Annotated in this window: 17 protein-coding genes and 2 tRNA genes; 12 read left to right on the top strand and 7 right to left on the bottom strand. The window is 42.8% G+C overall.

Annotated features, from left to right (window positions below):
* Positions 1-166: 166 nt before the first annotated feature.
* Entirely contained in the window at positions 167-1864 is a 1698-nt protein-coding gene (gene ltrA, locus LYNGBM3L_RS26410; RefSeq protein WP_008182183.1) for a group II intron reverse transcriptase/maturase, read from the bottom strand.
* 439 nt (positions 1865-2303) lie between these two features.
* On the opposite strand from ltrA, the gene LYNGBM3L_RS45230 reads away from it, so the two are divergent.
* Positions 2304-2456, top strand: coding sequence for a hypothetical protein (locus LYNGBM3L_RS45230; RefSeq protein WP_008188615.1), 153 nt, complete (start codon positions 2304-2306; stop codon positions 2454-2456).
* A gap of 123 nt (positions 2457-2579) precedes the next feature.
* Here LYNGBM3L_RS45230 and LYNGBM3L_RS26405 read toward each other — a convergent pair whose 3' ends face one another.
* On the bottom strand, positions 2580-3440 hold the full coding sequence (locus LYNGBM3L_RS26405; RefSeq protein WP_008188613.1) for an RNA-guided endonuclease InsQ/TnpB family protein: 861 nt from the start codon (positions 3438-3440) through the stop codon (positions 2580-2582).
* A 281-nt stretch (positions 3441-3721) separates the two neighbouring features.
* Here LYNGBM3L_RS26405 and LYNGBM3L_RS26400 point away from each other — a divergent pair.
* The 3 genes from LYNGBM3L_RS26400 (at position 3722) to LYNGBM3L_RS26390 (ending at position 4712) form a co-directional block, all read left to right on the top strand.
* Positions 3722-3794, top strand: a tRNA-Lys gene (locus tag LYNGBM3L_RS26400).
* 8 nt (positions 3795-3802) lie between these two features.
* Positions 3803-3874: transfer RNA gene (locus tag LYNGBM3L_RS26395), tRNA-Lys, on the top strand.
* 529 nt (positions 3875-4403) lie between these two features.
* Positions 4404-4712, top strand: a complete 309-nt coding sequence (locus LYNGBM3L_RS26390; RefSeq protein ID WP_048815331.1) for a hypothetical protein — start codon at positions 4404-4406, stop codon at positions 4710-4712.
* A gap of 124 nt (positions 4713-4836) precedes the next feature.
* Here the strand turns inward: LYNGBM3L_RS26390 and LYNGBM3L_RS26385 are convergent, their stop codons facing one another.
* Positions 4837-5847 carry a GAF domain-containing protein gene (locus LYNGBM3L_RS26385; protein WP_044494882.1) on the bottom strand — a complete coding sequence of 337 codons (1011 nt, stop codon included), beginning with the start codon at positions 5845-5847 and terminating at the stop codon, positions 4837-4839.
* A 248-nt stretch (positions 5848-6095) separates the two neighbouring features.
* On the opposite strand from LYNGBM3L_RS26385, the gene LYNGBM3L_RS26380 reads away from it, so the two are divergent.
* Both LYNGBM3L_RS26380 and LYNGBM3L_RS50860 read left to right on the top strand, forming a co-directional pair.
* Positions 6096-7517, top strand: a complete 1422-nt coding sequence (locus LYNGBM3L_RS26380; RefSeq protein WP_008188607.1) for a GTP-binding protein — start codon at positions 6096-6098, stop codon at positions 7515-7517.
* Between the two features lie 81 nt (positions 7518-7598).
* On the top strand, positions 7599-7805 hold the full coding sequence (locus tag LYNGBM3L_RS50860; protein WP_499882043.1) for a QAALIT motif small membrane protein: 207 nt from the start codon (positions 7599-7601) through the stop codon (positions 7803-7805).
* A gap of 145 nt (positions 7806-7950) precedes the next feature.
* On the opposite strand, the gene LYNGBM3L_RS26375 is transcribed toward LYNGBM3L_RS50860, so the two are convergent.
* The 3 genes from LYNGBM3L_RS26375 to LYNGBM3L_RS26360 form a co-directional block, all read right to left on the bottom strand.
* Complete coding sequence (locus LYNGBM3L_RS26375; protein WP_008188605.1) at positions 7951-9264, bottom strand: TMEM143 family protein; 1314 nt, start codon at positions 9262-9264, stop codon at positions 7951-7953.
* 1299 nt (positions 9265-10563) lie between these two features.
* Positions 10564-12180 (bottom strand): iron uptake porin, encoded by a 1617-nt coding sequence (locus tag LYNGBM3L_RS26365; RefSeq protein ID WP_008188599.1) that lies wholly within the window; start codon positions 12178-12180, stop codon positions 10564-10566.
* A 411-nt stretch (positions 12181-12591) separates the two neighbouring features.
* Positions 12592-14385 carry a sensor histidine kinase gene (locus LYNGBM3L_RS26360; protein WP_008188598.1) on the bottom strand — a complete coding sequence of 598 codons (1794 nt, stop codon included), beginning with the start codon at positions 14383-14385 and terminating at the stop codon, positions 12592-12594.
* Between the two features lie 515 nt (positions 14386-14900).
* On the opposite strand from LYNGBM3L_RS26360, the gene urtA reads away from it, so the two are divergent.
* From urtA to urtD, 6 genes are all read left to right on the top strand, one after another.
* The gene (gene urtA, locus LYNGBM3L_RS26355; protein ID WP_008188596.1) at positions 14901-16184 is read left to right on the top strand and encodes an urea ABC transporter substrate-binding protein; all 1284 of its coding nucleotides are present in this window, start codon (positions 14901-14903) and stop codon (positions 16182-16184) included.
* Positions 16185-16425: 241 nt separating this feature from the next.
* A complete protein-coding gene (locus LYNGBM3L_RS26350) occupies positions 16426-17595 on the top strand; it encodes an ABC transporter permease subunit (protein ID WP_008188594.1) in 1170 nt (389 codons plus the stop codon).
* A gap of 14 nt (positions 17596-17609) precedes the next feature.
* A complete protein-coding gene (locus LYNGBM3L_RS44350; protein ID WP_154659923.1) occupies positions 17610-17786 on the top strand; it encodes a hypothetical protein in 177 nt (58 codons plus the stop codon).
* Positions 17770-18936: an urea ABC transporter permease subunit UrtC gene (urtC, locus tag LYNGBM3L_RS26345; protein WP_008188592.1), complete on the top strand. Its 1167-nt coding sequence runs from the start codon at positions 17770-17772 to the stop codon at positions 18934-18936. Before LYNGBM3L_RS44350 ends, urtC begins: the two co-directional genes overlap by 17 nt.
* On the top strand, positions 18926-19057 hold the full coding sequence (locus LYNGBM3L_RS49025; RefSeq protein ID WP_267872103.1) for a hypothetical protein: 132 nt from the start codon (positions 18926-18928) through the stop codon (positions 19055-19057). Before urtC ends, LYNGBM3L_RS49025 begins: the two co-directional genes overlap by 11 nt.
* Before the next feature lie 182 nt (positions 19058-19239).
* A complete protein-coding gene (gene urtD, locus LYNGBM3L_RS50630) occupies positions 19240-20376 on the top strand; it encodes an urea ABC transporter ATP-binding protein UrtD (protein ID WP_008188589.1) in 1137 nt (378 codons plus the stop codon).
* 20 nt (positions 20377-20396) lie between these two features.
* Here the strand turns inward: urtD and LYNGBM3L_RS49020 are convergent, their stop codons facing one another.
* Positions 20397-20528, bottom strand: coding sequence for a hypothetical protein (locus LYNGBM3L_RS49020; RefSeq protein ID WP_267872102.1), 132 nt, complete (start codon positions 20526-20528; stop codon positions 20397-20399).
* Positions 20529-20671 lie beyond the last annotated feature (143 nt).

The raw sequence follows: 20671 nt of genomic DNA, 5'->3' as shown, positions 1-20671 counted from the left end.
TTTGGCTGGTGTAGGCGGGGTTTACTGCAACAGTGATCCTACCAAACTTGGTTCCAAAATGCTCCAACCATTATTAAACTAAGCCAGTGAATCACCCCACTGACTCGTCTTCAGAACCGTGCGTGACATTTTCACATCACACGGCTCCTCATCATAGGAACCATTGTCATTGGTACCTCATTAACGGATTGTCATCTAGACTTGAGGTGTTTATTCTCTTTCCGTGTTTTGCATCGTGGCAGTGTAGGTGTAATAACTCCAGATTCTCATCCTTATTATTACCTCCTAGAGCACGTGGTAAGATGTGGTGTTTTTCTAATAAGTCGCCATCCCTGAAAGTAAGACCACAATGAGCGCATTTCCCTTCTTGCCGTTCTAAAAGCCTTCCCTTCTGAGTGGTCATCTCAGGATGCTTTCTCATTCTGGTACTCCAATAGATTAGGTCTCCATCATAGGGACTTCTTATATCTTGGACTTTCTTGTGTCTGACTATCTCCGTTTTGCTATGCTTCGGGAGAAAATGGTTCACATCTTTCATGAAAGTCCACCTATCCTCATCGATGGTTCCCCAATACTTCTTAGCTACCCAGGTCTTTGATTTATTAGGGTGTCTCCTATATCCCCATCTCTGAAGTTTGTTCCAAAGCCTATACCCTAAACTGTTGAAAGTGTCTTTACTACATACAGATTTGTAATAATTACACCATCCGTTTATAATGGGTTTAAGATGGCTTATTAATGCCTCTTGCGGAGCGGCTCTATATCTGTCTATTACTGATGAGAGCTGCTCATAATGCTCTTTCACTTTTTCCTTGGATGGTTTGATGATAGTTTTGAAACCTTGTTTTGAGTGGTTTTTCCCCGCTTTATATTGTCTGATATTGAATCCTAGGAAATCAAAACCATTAAATGTGTGGGCTATTATAGTTTTACTTGGTTTCAGTTCTAACCCTATATTTCCTAACCATTCGTTGACTATTTGTTGATATTCTACTACCACGTTCTGGTCAGGGTGCATTATTACGAAATCATCTGCATATCTGATTAGGGACAATCCTCTTTTATAATAGGTTTTCTTTCCTTTCACCGAGTTGGCGTGATTCCATACCGCCTGTTCCATGCCATGAAGGGCTATATTTGCTAAAAGTGGGGATATAACTCCACCTTGAGGGGTGCCCTTATCTGTAGGTGAGAATATTCCTTTATCCATCACACCAGCTTTAAGCCAGGACTTAATTAAACGTCTCATGGATGGATAAGTATTTAATTTTTCTAGTAGAGCTTCCTGATTTATTTTGTCAAAGCATTTAGCAATATCTGCATCTAGAACCCATTTTGGTTTATGACATATATTGCTAAATATTGCTTCTATAGCATCGTGACATGAGCGTCCAGGTCTGAACCCATAGGAGTTTGGTTCAAATCTGGCTTCCCATTCTGGTTCTAATGCTTGTTTGGCTAGGGCTTGTAGGGCACGGTCATATATGGTGGGTATCCCTAAAGGACGCTCTTCTTTCTTTCCGGGTTTAGGTATCCATACCCTTCTGGTTGGTTGAGCTTTCTTTAGGATTTTCAGGCTGGCTACTAATTTGAGGCGTTGCTTATTCGTTAAAGCTTTGACCCCATCTATTCCGGCAGTCTTTTTGCCTTTATTTTGTTGAGTTACCCGTCTGACCGCAATCATCTTAGCTGACCATGATTTCATCATGGTCTTTTGTAGCTTTCTTACCACGCGGACATCACCACGTTGTGAGGCTCGGTATATTCGTTTTTGTAACTTAAATACAGTCTTTTCTAGCTTTCGCCAGTTGACTTTATTCCATTCCGACTTTTGGGAGAATCCCAGAGTATTAGACTTTTTCATTACTACTTACGACTATACTTTTTCCTATAACGTGAGTCGGTCAGCGTATCCTAGTTATTACTCTAGGCATTTGCTTCTGACTCAATCTTGCCCTCATCTAACTTGCGGCTAACTACCTACTCAGAATATTCGACCTTTCTGAGAGTATGTATGAGGGTTACTTCGTTCCTGATAACCATTCTGTGAACCTTTAGGGTGATACTATTCACCGGGAAGACTTCTGGGAAATCTTTGAATAATTAGAAAACTATTCAAACCTTCTTCCATTGACTTATTTGTCTGTAGCGTATCAAACCTTATTTCGCTACGTTATCATGACGATGATTCAGACGTATCTTTCTCTCGTACCCGTGGGTTCTTTGCCTGTTACTAACACCTGGTCAGGTTAAGGGTGCTTCACTGTTCGACCCTTGCATTAATCCATGAGTTTGTTAGGTTCATGAATCAGGGTAAGGCTGTCACTCGGATTTCACGAGGGAAGGATTCTCACCTTCATGGTTATCAAGTTGTCGTGGTTCTATTGGACCAAGCGGTTAATCCCCCATACATTCATGGTATGGTTTCTCACCAACGAATCGCACTCCTAAATTGATACCAACCTGCATCATTAATAGACTTAGCCAAGCAGTGGTTTTTAACCAAATTTTTAACCCTCAAATCTTCGTAAGCGACCAAATCGTTAGATCGAACCACGCAACGCGCCGGAGACGAAACCTTAGAAGAGTGCAGCCTTACAACAAAACCTGCCACCTTTGATGCATAGCCTACCAACTATAAAGGCTGCACTCTTCTTGCGGTAACTTCTAACCAGTCTCTTGGCATGTTCTTCACGTTGCCTACTTATTTTGAGGTGTGTCCTACCTAGTCTATTAATTGCTTTCTTGCGGTTGGATGAGCCTTTCTTTTTCCGGGAAACCCGGCGTTGGTAAAACTTTAAACGTTTTTCTCCCGTTCTGTAAAATCTGGGGTTAGGTTCAGTATTTCCTCTAGAATCGGTATAAAAATCCTTTAGGCCGACATCTAAGCCAATGGTGGCGTCAGCAGGTTTTAACTGCTCATTAATATCAACCGAGACGCAGAACTGAACGTAATAGCCATCAGCTCGACGGACTATCCGAACCCTCTTTATTTGTTTCTTGTCAAAGCGCCACAAGTCCCATGTACCTTTGAGTTTGAGCTTTCCAATTCCCTTTTTGTCGCTAAACGTTATCGATTTATTGTCGGGGGACAACTTCCAGCCTGACTGTTTATATTCGACTGAGCGGCAGTGTTTTTGGAACCTAGGAAAACCCTTCTTTCCGGGTACTTTTTTCTTGCAGTTTTCAAAGAATCGGGCAATTGATGACCATGCTCTTTCAGCGCTGGACTGACGAGCGGTAGAATTTAGCTCATTTGCAAAAGCGAATTTTTTAGCAAGGACAGCACTGTATTTATTGAGGTCAAATTTGTTTACCCCTTTATTGTCCATCCAATACCTTAGGCAACTATTTCGGATGAATTTAACTGTCCGAATAGCCTCATCTATTGCAGAATATTGATGTTTCTTGCCTTTCGCTTTAAACTCTAATATGATCATCGGTTATCGACCTCTACCGTTATTATTTTAATTTACCATACTCAGAATAAAAATTTGGAAAGTTTCAGAATGTTTTTTTCACGGCGCGTCAAGCCGCTGTGAGCCTTCATCCCCGGTCATTAGACAAGGGGTTTTCGGCTCTAAAGGATTTTTATAACGCAGTGGTAGGAGGGTCAGTACCTCCCTGGTGGATTTCCCTCTGAAGCGCGGAACTGGCACTGACAGTCCTAATTTTAGATGTGGTTGTTCAACTCGACCCAGAGGGGTTTTGCTTTTGTGATGGGAATGTAGCTCAATTGGCAGAGCAGTCGGCTCTTAACCGAATTGTTGCAGGTTCAACTCCTGTCATTCCCATAGAATCTGGGTGGTTGGCATAGCGGCTGTGCAACGGATTTTTAATCCGTACTAGATAGGTTCGACTCCTATACCGCCCATTTATAATTCATCTATTTAAACAGCACAATCAGTATCTTTGACAAACCGGTATTTAACGGCTTTTAGCGGAACCATTGACCATGAGACCCTAGGCAGATGAAAGGGATTTACACGCGATGAAGCTTCGCTTCCGCTAAAAGCGATCGCTAACTTGATCAACCCCTGTGAACCAGTTGATCAGCTAGACTAAGGTATGTTAATCCGTTCACTACCCCAATCCATCCCTGGATAGAGACCGAGATTTACCTCTCTCGGAAGATGGAGATGGTCAGCAGAGCGCGAACGCGCTCTGGAAAAAACAAAGGTGCGCTTGACCCATTAAGAATTAAATTCGCCACGGGTCGCACCTGTTGAAACAGATTCAAAATGTCTTAAACTAATGGCAAATGTATAGTTATAACATCAAATAAAATTTCTATGCAGCTCGGTCCTGGTTTATTAATAACATTCTTGTACTACTTCACCTGTACAACCCTAATTACCACTGTCTTTTCCTCGCAAGTTTTGAGGCTAAGTCTGGTGACAGGGATGCCCTATAGTGTTGGTATAATTTTTGGCTTAATCGGTGGTTTATTAGGTACCTACTTCAATCGAACCGTTACAGTATCCCTAGAATTCAGGAGTAAGAAAGTTTTTACTGCTGCTCTCAATGATGCTCTGACCGAGATGGGGTTTGAGGAAACATCAAAGCTAGATGATTTTGTAGTTTACCAACGCCCAGCTCTCAGTAATCTTTTCTCTGGTAAAGTATTTGTACAAATCGGTAAAGGGAAAGCTACCATTGCTAGCCGTTCCAGAAATATTAAGCGAATCAGCTCTAAACTATCAAAAAATTAGAGACACTATCCATAATTTTTATAAAACTTATTTTTTTAAACCTGCCGATGACTATATCTCAGGGCAATAGTATTGCTAGAGGAAACACCATCGAGCAAACATAATCGAGCAAACATCATAGAACTTAACCCCTTAAATGATTAAGTTTTCGCAAAGCTCCAATGATTACTAACTTACCGTATAATTTAGTTCGGGAACCATAAATTTCTAGGTTAATCCTGCTGCCATCTTTACACTGACCAGGAAAGGTAAAGTAGAGATTTTTACCCTGACCCTGAAGACAATTAGTTATTCGATCATCCACAAATTTACGCTTGTCTTCTGCCACCACGTGTAGTAAGGATTGCAGAGAAATAAGTTCACCAAAGGAATAGCCAAAAATTTCCGCCATTTTGGGATTAACATATAGAAAATCGCCTTTACTATAAATTATGTAAATTCCCAGGGAAGAGAAATTATCTGAACTCTCAGTGAGCTGATTGGGTGGGGAGAAAACTTGATAGTTCTGAGGAGACTGTTGCCCTAGGTGTTGTTGTTGACTGTGGAGTTGAGCATTCTCTAAGATCAAAGCCATGGACTCAGCAGTCATTTCCATTAAACGGGCAGATTTAGCACCAAAGTGTTCCGCCTGGGAATGCATTAGGGTGATAATGCCTAATAACCTCTTGCCCCTGAGAATAGGAACAGCTAATACTGAGCGTACTTGATAGGGCTGACCAGGTAAGGTAAGCCAGCGGTCATCATCCATAGTATCAGTGATCAGCCCAACTTCCCGATGGCGGCTAACCCAACCAGCTAAACCTTGGTCTAGAACCTGACCAATGATCTGCTTTTTATATCGTGGGAGGGTTGCACCGCGAGCTAGAAGACTCTCAGTGACCATACCATCAGCATTGAGTAAAAACAGGCTACTCTCCTCTGCCTTAGTGAGCCGACCAGCAACGTGGAGTATATCTTGTAACAAAGCTCTAAGCATCAGGGAGCCAGAGGCGGTTTGCATCATGGTGGCATAGGTTTTAAATAGCTGATGTTGAGCACTGAAGACGATTCGTGTAGCTTTAAGTTGATCCACTTGTCGGCGCAGTGCTTTCACTTCCTGAATCAGCTGTTGTTTAGATTTATTCACATCACTCATATTTACCTCCATCAATCAGCCTGCGCCAATCCCACATTAGTCTACAGGCTTATAGCAAGTGGCGTTGTTGACGTTTAATTTACCTATGGGGTCAGGAGGAATTGGGGGAAATTTCCTAATTCCCAATTCCTTTTTGTTTATTCTTTGACTGCAACTTGGTATCAGGTAATTGCTATCGGATAATGGGTATTTTCTCATCAAGGCTTAGGTAAAAATAGTAACTGTAACTGGTCTTTCCCTATTTAACCTTGAGTTATCCTGGATCTTCCCAATCTAAACCAGCTGGTGGTAATCAGACATCCTATGGCACCAACAACCAGCAGAAAACTCTCTTCAACCGCACTCGTGCCAGTTTACAGCAAGCCTTGTCCTGGTACACCAATTTTCATCGTTCCCAGGGGAATCCTGCTGATGTGGAAATGGAAGCCTTGCTGCAAACTGAATTAGAGGTTTTGCAATCTAGCCTAGACAAACTTGACCAAGGATTGATTCGCATTGCCGCTTTTGGTTTGGTTAGTCGTGGTAAGTCAGCGGTAATTAATGCTTTGCTGGGACAAAAAATTCTTAAAACTGGTCCGATTCACGGTGTCACTCAATGGCCCAAGTCGGTACGGTGGACACCTAGCTCCGAAAGTGAAGTCCTCTTCGAGTTGATTGATACGCCAGGATTGGACGAAATCCATGGAGAAGTAAAGGCGCAGATGGCGCGGGAGGTGGTATCCCAAGCCGATTTAATTTTATTTGTCGTGGCTGGTGATATCACTCGCACTGAATATCAAGCTCTTTGTGAACTGCGGCAAAGTCAAAAGCCTCTAATCTTGGTATTTAACAAAATTGACCTCTATCCAGAACAAGACCGGGAGGCAATTTATCAACAGTTGCAAAAACTCAGTACCGGTAGCCCCAAGGATCGGCGTTTACAAAAGATGTTGTCAGCGGATGAAATTGTCCTAGTGGCAGCAGAACCAGCTTCTATGGAAGTACGGGTGGAGTGGCCTGATGGTAGAGTGACCTATGAATGGGAAACTCCACCTCCGAATGTGGATCAGCTTAAACAGAAAATTTTCAGTCTACTTAACCGAGAAGGGCGATCACTTTTAGCCCTCAACGCTCTATTTCAAGCCCGCAATACTCAGAATACTATTGCCAAAAAAGCCATTGAGTTACACAAAACGGAAGCAGAAGACTTAATCTGGCAGTTTGCCAAGTATAAAGCACTAGCAGTCGCCCTCAATCCGATTGGAATTTTAGATGTGTTAGGGGGTACTCTGACTGACTTGGTGATGATTCGTTCTCTAGCGCGGCTGTATGGTCTACCTATGACTAGCTATGAAGCAGGTAAGCTATGGCAAAAGATTTTGATCAGTTCTGGAGGGTTACTGCTAGGTGAACTGGGTACCAGTGTGCTTTTTGGTGTAGGTAAGAGTGCCTCAGTGGTTATCGGTCCGAGTGGCTTGGGTGCCTTTGCTGGGGCAGCAATTACCCAAGCTGGAATTGCCGGTTATGGGGCGTATGCTGTTGGTCAAGCGGCACAGGTTTATCTCGAACAAGGTTGCTCTTTCGGACCACTAGGAGCAAGTACCGTCATTAAAGAAATTCTAGACCGGGTGGAGTCGGACACTATTCTTTTCCGTCTGCGGCAAGAATTGGAAAGACAGCTAGTAGAGTGATAAGACTTAATTCCTTAATTTTCCATAATTTTACCTAAATTTTATACCTGACAAGTTTTTTACCGGAGTCGTAGATTGGGAATGTGTAGATATTCTGTAGATATTCAACAGAGAAAAATCACTGCCAGCCCATCGGGATTCAGGAGAACACTCATGTTCCAAAGACTAATTCAAGCCGCCATGCTCACTTTATTGCTTCACCTAATTGCAAACCTCACACAACCAGACAGTCAGCAGCCTGCCAATTTGTCACCCTCAGACGTGAAACTTGTCTATGTCTTGAGCTAGACCATCGGTTGGTGTTCCAAACCGATTTTTCTGGGGGTTGTGGGCTGGTTAATTATCCATAGTTAATTGTCCATGGTTCATTAGTTTTGATTAGTACTGTTGCTATGAACTATGAACCATGAATCTTAGAGGAGACTAAAGATGGTTAACCAAATGCATTATCCCAAACATAATCGATCAAGGTTTTAGCCTCCTGTAGGGGTAAGACTTGACAACGACCTTGGTGATCATAGGTCAGCAGAGGGATTGGACATCTACTCCCTTGTTCTAGGTTATCCTTTACAATTTTGCCCTCTATTTCTTCGAGGTTACGCAGGCAATTATTGATATCAAAGTCAATTTTGGTGTCAAATTTATCATCCATCCATGCTTCAATGTGGTTATCCAACTCTTTAGGGTTAAGTAGCTTTTTACTAGTTAATAAATGATAATAAACTAGAATAATCTCCTTACATTCTTCTTCTTCAGCGTCATCAATCAAAGACTTAAACACACCAGCATTAATGGCCAAATTTTTGAAGAAAAGGGTCTCGGTAACACTTTTTTGAAATTTAATCTGCTTATTTTGATAACTTGTGTACTGTTTAAATGCAAATCCGCCGAAGGCGATCACCACAGATAAAGTAGTGAGCAGTACAGCCATAATATCATGGGATTTTTCTTGGTCAATTCTGAAGCTTTCCACTCCCATAGCGAACAAAATTATTCCCAGGATAAAGATAAGTTGGGGTAGAACTTTGACCAGAAGAGGAATGGCAGCTCCAATGGCAGGTAAACCAAATAATAGGCGGTCTTTCCAGGTCATTCCTATTTGAACATTTGGAAATAAGAATTCTAGATCAAATTTGGGAATATTGCCATAGAGATAAACATAAATTTTACCGGGAACAAAGTTGAGATTTTTCAGTTTTTTAGAAGTTTTTGATTCAAAATAAGATTTATCTTTGAATTTAATCAATAAAACTACTCGTTCATAGATTTCAATGTTTTGTTCAGTTGGTTTTAAAAGTTTGTTCAAAAAATAAATTTTAGATTTGTCTCCTCTACCATAGCAAACTAGTTCCTCAAAGTCATCAAAATCTATCTCAGTCTTTAGTTCAATCAATGAGTGTTCTGACACAGCCTGTTCCAGGATATTTTTAGGTAAGGAAAAGTAATTTGCACTTTTCAGGAGAGTTGTCAAGGTCGATATCAATTTAGTTTCCCTCTCACTCTTCTGATCTGGAGTCAGTTCCTTGATCGACTTGGTGTCAGCATCAGGATTAAAGGGAGCAAAGTTATCCTTTAAATTCTCCAGGGTTTCATGGAAGTTAAAATGATAATAGGCTGACAGAATTTCGCAAAAATCCCGAAACTTCTGGGAGTTGGTAGGGTCAAGTTTTCCATCTTCAAGACAAAGTTCGATCAAATCGGTTCGACGGTAAGGGATAAAGGCTTCCCGGTCTTGATATATAGCCATCATTGTCCCACTAAATTGCTGTATAGTTCACGTTAAAATTATGTTGGTTAGAGAATGAGCACCGGTTAACGAACAAATTGACTGGAGCTATAGTTATTGAGTTACCAGCCAATCCTGGAAAGCTAACAACTCACCAGGACTAAAATTAAAATTTTTTTCTAATCAATCAATGGTCTAAGCTAGAAGCTTCCGAAAAGTTGTTCAGCCTTAGGATTGGAATTGTCTAGGATTGCTTAAATGATGAGTAACTACTATCATCAAAATAACCCACAACCGCCAGACCAGGTTAGTCTGGGTTAGGTTATTATCTAACCACCTAAGCTGTTTCCAACTTTTAGATTGGGAAGTTATTTCAGAATTGATATAATTAATTTGTTTATTTTTGTTAAGTTGAACCAACATTAATTGCTGGCTCGGTTTTTTTATTGTGATCATGTTGCTACAAACTTACCCTTTCCCCCTAACCATAATCAGGTATGACTACACTAGCCAAGTCGGCTTAGTGGGGATGAGGGGGAAAGGTCGATCTGGATTTAAGTTATTAATTTATAGTAGAACCAAGGGTAACCAGCTTAAACAGCAAGAACAAAAATCTTAAAAAAGCTTAATACCCGGTATTGATTGACAAATGACCAAGATTATGCATAGAGGACAAAGAAGCGATCGCAATTTCTGATCGCAATTCCTGAGACAGTGAGCGCTCACTACCTTATTAGTTACAATAATTCAAGCAAATTAACAATAAATAATTCGATAAGATCAAGCATTGACAGCAATTTCTAAATCATTACTGGCAATGCTATCCACATATCTGAGGGACTGGAGTAGTAATCGATTTCATCCACGCGATAGCGACAATCTTTAGCTAGCTGAAGCGGCTTAAACAAGTTTAAACAAACTGAAAAAAATCTTAAGACGTCTCAATAATTGTAAGCTATCAGCTATCAGCTATCAGCTCTCAGTTATTAGCTATTAGCATATGCTTATATCAGGTTCGGATAATTAGTTATAAAAAACTTTATCCCTTGAAACCTTACTCCTTTACTTCTGCCATTCCCCTCCTGGGAGGGGTTAGGGGTGGGTTCCAAATGCCAAATGCCTTGCTTTCGCCCCTAGTATAAGTATTCAAGCGGACATGATATTACTAATAATTTGCTAATACCGAGCCCGGTTAACTTCTTATAATTTTTTGCTTTTCGTGACTTGAAAGTTAACAATTTTCAATTTTCAATTTTCAAGTCATGAAAAGCCATGGGTTCTACAGTATTATAAGTGATTAACCGGACTTGGGATCAGGTCTTAGAATTTGAAAGTAGTTCTAAGAGCACCAATCACGACATCCTCGTTATCACTGTCTCCAAAGGGAGCAGCAATCCAGATTAATCCGGGAGTAATCGAGATATTATCATTTACCTGATACTTGTAGAAGCCTTCAACATGAATGGCGGTATCATCATCACCACCAACATAAGGCTCAGAACCGGCAACTATACCAAGTAAGTTACCTTCTTTGCCAAAGTCTGGTAATGCCAGTCCTAGACCGTAGTACCAAATCTCAGCATCACCGTTGCCACCAGAAGCTTGTTCAGCATCGGTGTAGCCGCCATAGGCATTAATTACTAAATTGGGAGAGAATTGAAAAGAGGCTTCTACGCCGTAGGAGTTAGTGTTTGCTGTGACATCTCCTCCATCACCAAAGGGTGCCCTGGCGTTTTCAGTTCCAACACCTGTATCAAAGATAGCGTTGTCATCATCAAAGTCATTGAAGTAGGCACGAACGTAAGTGAAGGCTAACTGAAAGCTGTCGCTAGGGGAAAATGTCAGCTGACCTAAGGCAGAAAACTCACCGTTGAATAAACCCTGACCTTCAGAGGGGTCAAAGGAATTGCCACCAAAGTAACCTGCACTCAATACTACGGCATCGGCGAGGCTAAAGTTGATGCCTAGTCCACCACCTGCGCCTAAACCAATTTTATAGATGGGGCTCGATTCAGCATAGCTGGAAAGAACACCGCTAGCGCCAGTGAAGTCATCCAGGTAGGGGCTGATGGTGGGGACAAAATCTTGCCAAAGGGGAAAGGCAGCTGGCAGATAGACATCAATATTATCCCCAATCGGGAAGTAGTAGGCTAGCCAACCAATACCCAGGTCGTTGCCGCTGTCAAAGCTGTAAGTAAAGGCACCTTGGTCTGTGCCATCAAAGGTAGCTGCATTACCGGCATCCAGACGGGTGTAGAGGGCATCTTTACCGGTGAAGCTGGAGACAAACGCTAAACGTACCCGGTCTTGGAACACGACTTGGTTGTCACTGTCTTCACCAAAGGCGTTGGCAATAGAGAAGACCACTTCCCCTTCTAGCTTGGTGGTGGTAGAAAACTGATGGTCTTCTAAAAATGCCACCCGTCCTTCTAAGTTATCCACTCGTGCACCGAGAGTAGCCAATTCTGATTCAAACTCCTGAATCAGCCGTTGCAGGGTTTCTAAGTCCTCACGAGTGATAAAATCGGCGGTAGACGCAGCAATTAAACGCTCAATCTGGTTCAAGCAAGCATTTAAACCAGCGGCAAATTCATACCGGGTTGTTGCGCGATTCCCGCGAAAGGTGCGATTGGGATATCCTGCAATACAACCGTAGCGCTCTACCAAACTCCGTAGCGCTTCATAAGCCCAGTCTCCAGGAGATACATCACGCAGTTGGGAAACACTGGTGACTTGACCCATGGAAGCTGACTCTTGTTTACTCTGTTTGATCAGTTTATCAACTGACACCTGCTTTGATTGTGCAGGCATTTGCCCCAGGTTTACTGGGTCAAGGTTTGGTGAAACCTCTTGTGCGATCGCGACCTTGGATGCTGCCCATTGGGATACCAACATCAATGGACTCATCAGTAACATCGCGCGTAATTGTTTATTCATTGTTCTCACTCACACCTGTCATCAGTCTAATGGATGAAAGTAACAAACCTCTGACCAGGTGTTTGTAGTCCTTGATACAAAATATTACTTATATAGTTGACTGTTGATGGTACGCTGTCAGGACTTAGGCTCAACTGCGCACGAAACCCTATAAGTAATAGGAATTCTTTACTTGTAAGCATTCAGCCGTCAGCTATCAGCTAATGGGTTTGGTCCGATGCGTCGAAGCTTGTGCCACCAGCTAGAAGCCTGTGCTACCAGCACCCCCGATTCTTGTTTACGACCGTTGATTAGCTGACTGCTGACGGCTGATAGCTGATAGCTTACCTTTACTTAACCCTTGTCGCAGAAGGTGCGACCTGTGGCGAATTTAATTCTTAATGGGTCAATCGCACCTGAGGTTTTCAGATTTTATCTTGGCAAACTAATGACAAACTCGGCTCCCTGACCTGGTTCTGAAGCCACCTCAATTTTTCCTCGATGCTGGGTAATAATTTGGTAGGTAATGGCGAGTCCCAAGCCAGTTCCCTGGCCTGGGTCTTTGGTAGTGAAAAATGGGTCAAATATCCGGTCTTTAATGGCTGCGGCAATCCCAGGGCCATTGTCAGCGATTCGGATAACTACCCAGTTTTGATCAACTAGCTCCGTTTGAATCCGAATGGTGAAGACTGGGGATGGGCAAGATTCGACACTCTTGTGTTCTATAGCCTTGTGTTCTGTAGCATCCTGTTCTATGGCATCAAGGGCATTTTCCAAGATACTCAAAAATACCTGATTCAGTTGAGCTGGGTAGCAATCCACCACAGGTAAATCCCCATACTGCTTGATCACCTCAATCCCTGGCTTGAGGCGGTTGCTGAGCAGAACGAGGGTATTGTCAATTCCTTCATGGATGTTAACCGGTTTGATCTCGGCTTCATCCAATCGGGAAAAATTCCTCATCGAAAGCACAATTTCACGAATGCGCTCAGCTCCGCCTTTCATGGAAGCGATGATTTTAGGCAAGTCTTGGGCCAAAAATTCCAGATCAATCTCTTCGAGCCGATTTTTAATCTCTGGGTCAGGGTTGGGATAATACTGCTGATAGAGTTCCACCAGAGAGAGTAAATCCTCAATATAATCGCTGGCAAAGAACAGATTGCCGTAGATAAAGTTAATCGGATTGTTCATTTCATGGGCAATACCAGCAACCATAGTACCCAAACTGGACATTTTTTCGTTTTGAATCAGCTGGATTTCCGTTTGCTGGAGTTCCTGGGTGTAGTCAGCCATACCGTGAATCAGCTGATTGAGAGAAGTGGCTAACACACCCACTTCATCTCGGGTCGTGACTGGTGCTTGCAGGGTAAAGTTAGACTCCTGTTTGACCTGTTCGGTGATCTCAGTCAGGCTTTTGATTCGCTGTGCGATCGCATTACTGGTATGAATAGCTAATAGGATTGCGATCGCAACTGAGGCGATCATACTGCTGACAATGATCCCAAAGCACAACTGATCAGCACGGTTAAGGGCGCTCAACCCTTGCTGCTGTTTGACTTGAGCTGCTCTAATCAGCTGGTCTGACTGCTCAAAAAAGCGTTCTAGGGCAGTGGTTAATTCAGGATTGTTCTGTGGCAACAGTTGCCTTTGGGCAAGTTTAAGCTGATCATCAGGTGCGCTTTCCGGCAACAGGGATTGAATGAGAGTGTTGTAGGAATCAATAATTATCCTGTAGGTCTTGAGTAAATCCAGTAAATGATTGGTATTTGTTTTAGAACAGGTATCAAACTCTCTGACAAACCGTTGCGCTTCCAACAGCAGTTGCTGAGCTTGGTCAATTTTCTCTTGAAGCGGCTGTAGGTCTTCCAAGGGCACAGCAACAGGAGGTGCGACCCGTGATGGCGAGGGATTGCTCGCCATCACGGAAAGCGCACCTAAGTAGGGATAGGAACGTAGGTCTAAAATCGCGATTTGTAAATTCTTCAGCAGATGTTCTTGTTTTTGGGCACGAGTGAGTTCAGCTAGTGCTGACTTTTGGTAATGCTGGCCAATCCCTAATCCAGTCGTTGTTCCCAAAATGGCCAAACCAATGGAGAGTGCATAGCCAACAAAAACTTTCTGCCGAATGCTCGCACTGGCTAGGAATTGATTGATCCAGTTGATTCTGGATGCCCCTGAGTTCGGGTGACATCCAGTGTGACATCCTTGGAAATCCTCCCCTGACAAAGCTTAAATCTCGCCAAATGTTAGCGCATGAGTCGTTAGTGTTTATTAATACATCAACCTTATGGTCAATCTGTACACTGAGTTACAAGACAATAGGTTACAAGACAACCGTAAGTTTAGAAGTTGAGCAATAAAGCTTGAATAGATGATGCCTAATGGCGGCAATATTATATTTTTAGGCAAAAATAGGCTTTTTTCGAGGTTATTGAACCATAGTAACCGGTCCTGGCTTCGCCTGCTCTCTCTTGCTTTTGTAAAGGAGGTTTTGCTTATCCAGGCTGTAAAGAGTTCATTAACAGAATGTGAATAGATAGTGCTCAGCATGGGTAGATCTGATTCAAAAAAATGTTAAAAAATGTTAAAAAATGTCAATTTTTCATGAACTGATCGAAAGTTTAGCTTTTTTGTATCCTAATTAACAGTTTACTTGCAATCCTAGGTCTAATATCACACCCTAGCTTCGCAATTTTTTCAATGAGGCTACGCCTAAATTTGGTAGAGGATTGTACGAAAGTATGGTAAGTGGATTAGGACGACGTAAATTTCTGCTTTATAGCTCAGCGGCATTGGGAACTAGTCTTCTGTTGAAGGCTTGCTCCACAGCCACCGAGAGTTCAGATGCTAGTGGTGAAGACACGATCAAAGTGGGTATTCTCCACTCCCTGACCGGTACTATGGCAATTAGTGAGACCACTGTGGTGGAAGCTGAAAAGCTTGCCATCAAGGAGATTAATGAAGCCGGGGGGGTATTAGGCAAGAAAATTGTGCCTATTGTTGAGGATGGTGCGTCTGACTGGCCAACCTTTGCTGAGAAAGCTGCCAAACTGATTGATAAGGATCAAGTTGTTACTATTTTTGGTTGCTGGACATCGGCTAGCCGTAAGGCTGTGCTACCAGTGTTTGAATCCAAAGACCATATGCTTTGGTATCCTGTGCAGTACGAAGGGCAGGAGTGTTCCAAGAATATTTTCTACACAGGTGCTGCACCAAATCAGCAGATTGAGCCAGCGGTAGATTGGTTGCTGAAAAACAAGGGCAAAAAGTTTTTCTTAGTGGGCTCGGACTATGTTTTCCCTCGTACCGCTAACACAATTATTAAGGAGCAACTCAAAGCCCTGGGTGGAGAGACCGTGGGCGAGGATTACCTTCCCCTTGGTAATACAGAAGTTACCCCGATCATTTCTAAGATTAAAGCCGCCCTACCAAATGGTGGCGTAATCTTCAACAGTCTCAACGGGGATAGTAACGTCGCCTTCTTTAAACAACTCAAGGGTGCTGGACTCACTCCAGACAAATATCCCACGATGTCGGTGAGTATTGCAGAAGAGGAAGTCAGGCAGATTGGTCCAGAATTTCTAATTGGTCACTACGCCGCCTGGAACTACTTCCAATCTGTTGATAGCCTCGACAATAAGCAGTTTGTGGAAGCCTTCAAAGCCGAGTATGGCGAAGACCGGGTAACCAACGACCCCATGGAAGCGGCTTACATTATGGTTTACCTATGGAAGCAGGCGGTAGAGCAAGCTGGAACTACTGACCTAGAGCCTGTGCGCAAAGCTGCTATCGGTCAAAAATTTGGCGCACCAGAAGGAGCAGTAGAGATGTATCCAAATCATCACATTTCTAAGACAGTGCGCATTGGTGAAATCCAAGCCGATGGTCAGTTCAAAATTGTCTCATCCACACCTAAACCCGTTCCTCCCATCCCCTGGAATCAATATGTAGCAGAAACGAAAGGGTATGGGTGTGACTGGAGCGATCCCAATAAGGGAGGGAAGTACAAAAAGGAGAAAGCATAAGTGATCAAGGATGAATTATGACCTATGAAGTAAACTACAGGCGCGACCCAAGGCCGGGTTCCCCGGCCATTGGAAAGCGCGCCTTAAGGCATTTAAAATTGAGTTTTGTTAGTTGAGTATTGAGTGCTTACTATAAACTTCAAAAACATAAAAATCAAGTAGTTTTCACCATTCATAATTCATAATTCATCCTTCATAATTCACCCTTCATCCTTCATAATTCATATTTAATTATTAAATTGTGCTGCCACTTTTAGAAGGAATTTTTAACGGGATTAGTATTGGCTCCGTGCTACTGATCGCTGCCCTAGGACTAGCTGTTGTCTTTGGACTGATGGGCGTGATTAATCTTGCTCATGGCGAGTTAATGATGTTGGGCGCTTATACAACGTATGTTGTCCAAAATACCTTTAAAGCCTTTTTTGGCGATTCGTTGTTTAATGTCTACATCTTATTTGCCCTGCCCATGGCTTTTCTGGTGGCAGCGTTGGTAGGACTGGTATTGGAGAGGGGGGTCATTCGTTATCTATATGGGCGACCGTTGGAAACCCTTCTCGCTACTTGGGGGGTAAGTTTGATATTGCGGCAGTTTGTCCGCAGTGTAAATTGGGTATTGGTGATTGGAATTGCGGTATTTTGCCTGCTGTTTTTTGGGTCAAGGTGGGTTCTCAGCCGTCGTTTAGATTGGCAGAGAATTCGCAATTGGACGATGGCTTTGATGGTATTCTTATCTCTAGGAATTGCGATCGTAACTGGGGTGTTGTTAGGACAAACGGGTCAACGGGGAATTACTCGACCTTGGTTTAGTGCCAGAAATGTAGACGTGACTGCACCAGCATGGCTTCAAGGGGGATTTCCGATTGGTAACTTCCAATTGCCCTATGCCCGGATCTTTATCATTATTTTGACGATTATTTGTCTATTGGGAACCTACTGGTTCTTAAATCGCTCCAGTTGGGGATTACGGATTAGAGCTGTTACCCAAAATCGCAATATGAGTGCTTGCTTAGGTATCCCTACACAAAAGGTAGATGCGTTAACATTTGCCCTAGGTTCTGGTTTAGCTGGTGTAGCAGGTTGTGCGATTACATTACTAGGTTCTGTCGGTCCCAATACTGGTCAAAATTATATCGTCGATACCTTTATGGTGGTGGTGGTTGGCGGTGTCGGAAACTTATTCGGAAGCATAATAGCCGCCCTAGCAATTGGTACACTTACCTATATTATTGGTTCGGGAAGCATAGCCTTTATGTTGATGCCAGTAGAGTTTCTTAAACCGGTAACGGACTTCTTTACCTTCTTTGCGACCACCAGTATGGCAAAAGTTATGGTCTTCGCTTTAATTATTACTTTTTTACAAGTGAGACCTTCAGGAATATTCCCACAAAAAGGACGCACGGCGGAATTATAGCGTTTTCAACATTTATGAGGTACAGTCAATTTTATTCCCCCGATTCCCTATTCCCGATTCCCTACTCCCGATTCCCTACTCCCGATTCCCTACTCCCGATTCCCTGTTCCCTGCTCCCTTTGCTAACGTACCTCACCAAATTGATAAATGCTATAGTTGCTATTTTCAGAAATTATGACCTATGTATCTAGAACACAAGCCATTAAAAAGCAGCGGCGACGAAAGTTAATTATAGAAATAGTAGCAATCGTAGCAATTGCTCTAGTTTTCGCGTTATTAATGCCAGTGATTTTGCCGGATTTTCGCCTCAAGCTGTTGGGGCGTTTTTTGTCATTATCTATTGTCGCGATAGGGATTGACCTGATTTGGGGGTATACCGGACTGCTGAGTCTAGGACATGGTATATTTTTTGCGTTGGGGGGCTATGCCTTTGCTATGCACCTCAAACTGCAATTACCAGAAGGAGAAATACCGGAATTCTTTACCCTCTATGGTGTAAAGGAACTGCCATTCTTCTGGCAACCATTTTATTCCTTTCCTTTTACCCTAATTGCTATTGTTTTAATTCCCAGTATCGTGGCTGGATTGCTGGGTTATCTGGTATTTCGTAACCGGATTAAAGGGGTTTATTTCTCGATTTTAACCCAAGCCGCACTGCTGGTTTTATTCAATTTTTTCAATGGACAGCAAAAGCTAATTAATGGTACTAATGGGTTAAAAACTGATACAGAAACCCTGTTTGGGATGTTAGTAAGTTCCAAACAAGCTCAGTTAGCTTTCTACGAAATTAGTATCCTGTGTGTGGTTCTGATCTACTTATTGTGCCGTTGGTTAACCAGTGGACGTTTTGGTCGGTTGTTAATTGCCATACGGGATGATGAGAATCGGGTGCGTTTCTCTGGCTACGATCCTACCGGATTCAAAGTCCTGGTATTTGCGGTTTCTGGGGGAATCGCTGGAGTGGCTGGGGCCCTTTATACGGTCCAATCAGGGATTGTTACCCCCAGCTATATGGAAGTAGCGTTTTCCATTGAGATGGTGATTTGGGTGGCTGTGGGAGGACGAGGAACTCTAATCGGAGCAATTCTGGGTACTTTATTAGTCAGACTAGGTCAAACCTTGTTGAGTGAGCAATTTCCCGAAGTTTGGCTATTTTTCCAGGGCGCGCTGTTCCTAATTGTAGTGACAGTACTGCCTAATGGTATTGTCGGCTGGTTGCGAGACGAGGGAATTGAACAAATGCGATCGCTTTTTGGTACCGAAAAACCAGTGATAACAACTTATCCCAGCCTAGAAAAAGACCCACTAGTCCAACGGGAAAAAGAAGAGATTGGTCATTAAGCTGGTCTTGATTTCCATTGCATGGTTATTACAGCAAGGGAGTAGGGAGCAGGGAGCATTCAGCCGTCAGCTGTCAGCTGTCAGCCGTGAGCTAAAAGCTCACGCTACGCGAACAGCTTAAAATAAACCCAGCGTAGCGTGCGCCGATACGCAAACGAGAGAATTTTATACGAGATTCATGAGATATTGAAAGTCTGGGGAAAAGCCCATCTAAGCATATGCTGATAGCTGATAGCTGATAGCTGATAGCTGATAGCTGATAGCTTACAACTTCTAAAGTCATTAACCATTAGCAAACTACAAATGAACTCAAAAATTCTTGAAATTGATAACCTAACGGTAAGTTTTGATGGCTTCAAAGCAATTAACCAGTTTAACTTTAGTATGGATGCTGGGGAATTGCGAGTGATGATTGGTCCTAATGGTGCTGGGAAAACTACGTTTCTGGATGTAGTGACTGGGAAAGTACAGCCAACGGAGGGACGGGTGTTGTTTAAGGGAGAGGATTTGCGAGGCTTATCTGAACACCAAATCTCTCGCTTCGGCATTGGTCGAAAATTTCAGACACCACGAGTCTACCTAAATCTAACGGTTCGAGAAAACTTAGATTTAGCCTGCAATCGTGATAAGAATGTGTTTTCCACCCTGTTTGGACGTACATTACCCGGGGAAAAACGGACAGTAGCAGGTTTGCTGCACACCATTGGTTTAGTGGAAAAAGCGAATTTACTGGCGGAGTTACTCTCCCATGGAGAAAAACAGCGGTTAGAAATTGGGATGTTAGTGGCTCAGTCTCCGGATTTATTACTAGTAGATGAACCGGTGGCTGGTTTAACGGATGAAGAGACAGAAAATGTCGGAGATTTGCTGTTAGCTCTAGCCAAGAGTCATTCCATTATTGTGATTGAACACGATATGGAATTTGTGCGCCAGATTGCTAGTCAAGTAACCGTATTACATCAGGGGTCAGTGTTGTGTGAAGGCACAATGGATCAAGTCCAAAATGACCCCCGCGTGATTGAAGTGTATTTAGGACAAAAGCCATCGATTACAGCGGAGCAAATGAAAATGCTACGGATTGTGTCTGCTATGGCTTGGTCTGATGGTAATCTGGCACCAGAAGAAATTGATGTGATGATATCTCGCTTTAGCGAAGTGTTTGCTACAGATGCAGAACAAAAGCAACAATTGCAACAAGAGTTACAGAATTATTTAGCACTTAATGTTTCCATCGAAGAGTTGACTACTGAAATAGAAACTATTGAAGAACGAAAACTAATCGTGAAGCTGGCTTATGAAGTGATTAAATCAAGTTCCCGTACACCTAGCGAACCAAAGATTAACGATGCTGAAGCAGCGGCTTACCAAAACTTGGTGAAGCTGTTGGATCTGCCAGCAGAAGTGGTAAAAAGCTTGGAAGCAGAAGTAGGAGAAGAGTAAAGGGTAAAGTGTTATAGCATTTAAGGCAATAGGTAATAGGCAAGAGGCAATAGGCAAGAGGAACCCACCCCTAACCCCTCCCAGGAGGGGAGGCAAGAGGCAAGAAGCAAGAGGCAAGAGGCAATAGGCAATAGGCAATAGGCAATAGGCAAGAGTTAATCTACTATATCGGGATTTTTGCGATTCCCGATTCCCGATTCCCGATTCCCGATTTCCGATTCTAAATTCTAAATTCTAAATTCTAAATTCTAAATTCTAAATTCTAAATTCTAAATTCTAAATTCTAAATTCTAAA

The sequence above is a fragment of the Moorena producens 3L genome, from assembly GCF_000211815.1.
GTDB lineage: Bacteria > Cyanobacteriota > Cyanobacteriia > Cyanobacteriales > Coleofasciculaceae > Moorena > Moorena producens.
The sequence above is the reverse complement of the archived record's forward strand: the minus strand, read 5'-3'. Positions and strand labels throughout refer to the sequence as shown.

Bases quoted from the DNA above. Each gene is read 5' to 3' on its own strand.
- LYNGBM3L_RS26405 (WP_008188613.1), bottom strand. From the start codon at position 3,440: ATGATCATATTAGAGTTTAAAGCGAAAGGCAAGAAACATCAATATTCT.
- LYNGBM3L_RS45230 (WP_008188615.1), top strand. From the start codon at position 2,304: ATGAATCAGGGTAAGGCTGTCACTCGGATTTCACGAGGGAAGGATTCT.
- LYNGBM3L_RS26375 (WP_008188605.1), bottom strand. From the start codon at position 9,264: ATGGCTATATATCAAGACCGGGAAGCCTTTATCCCTTACCGTCGAACC.
- LYNGBM3L_RS50860 (WP_499882043.1), top strand. From the start codon at position 7,599: ATGTGTAGATATTCTGTAGATATTCAACAGAGAAAAATCACTGCCAGC.
- urtD (WP_008188589.1), top strand. From the start codon at position 19,240: ATGAACTCAAAAATTCTTGAAATTGATAACCTAACGGTAAGTTTTGAT.
- urtA (WP_008188596.1), top strand. From the start codon at position 14,901: ATGGTAAGTGGATTAGGACGACGTAAATTTCTGCTTTATAGCTCAGCG.
- LYNGBM3L_RS26385 (WP_044494882.1), bottom strand. From the start codon at position 5,847: ATGAGTGATGTGAATAAATCTAAACAACAGCTGATTCAGGAAGTGAAA.
- ltrA (WP_008182183.1), bottom strand. From the start codon at position 1,864: ATGAAAAAGTCTAATACTCTGGGATTCTCCCAAAAGTCGGAATGGAAT.
- urtC (WP_008188592.1), top strand. From the start codon at position 17,770: ATGACCTATGTATCTAGAACACAAGCCATTAAAAAGCAGCGGCGACGA.
- LYNGBM3L_RS26365 (WP_008188599.1), bottom strand. From the start codon at position 12,180: ATGAATAAACAATTACGCGCGATGTTACTGATGAGTCCATTGATGTTG.
- LYNGBM3L_RS26390 (WP_048815331.1), top strand. From the start codon at position 4,404: ATGCCCTATAGTGTTGGTATAATTTTTGGCTTAATCGGTGGTTTATTA.
- LYNGBM3L_RS44350 (WP_154659923.1), top strand. From the start codon at position 17,610: ATGAGGTACAGTCAATTTTATTCCCCCGATTCCCTATTCCCGATTCCC.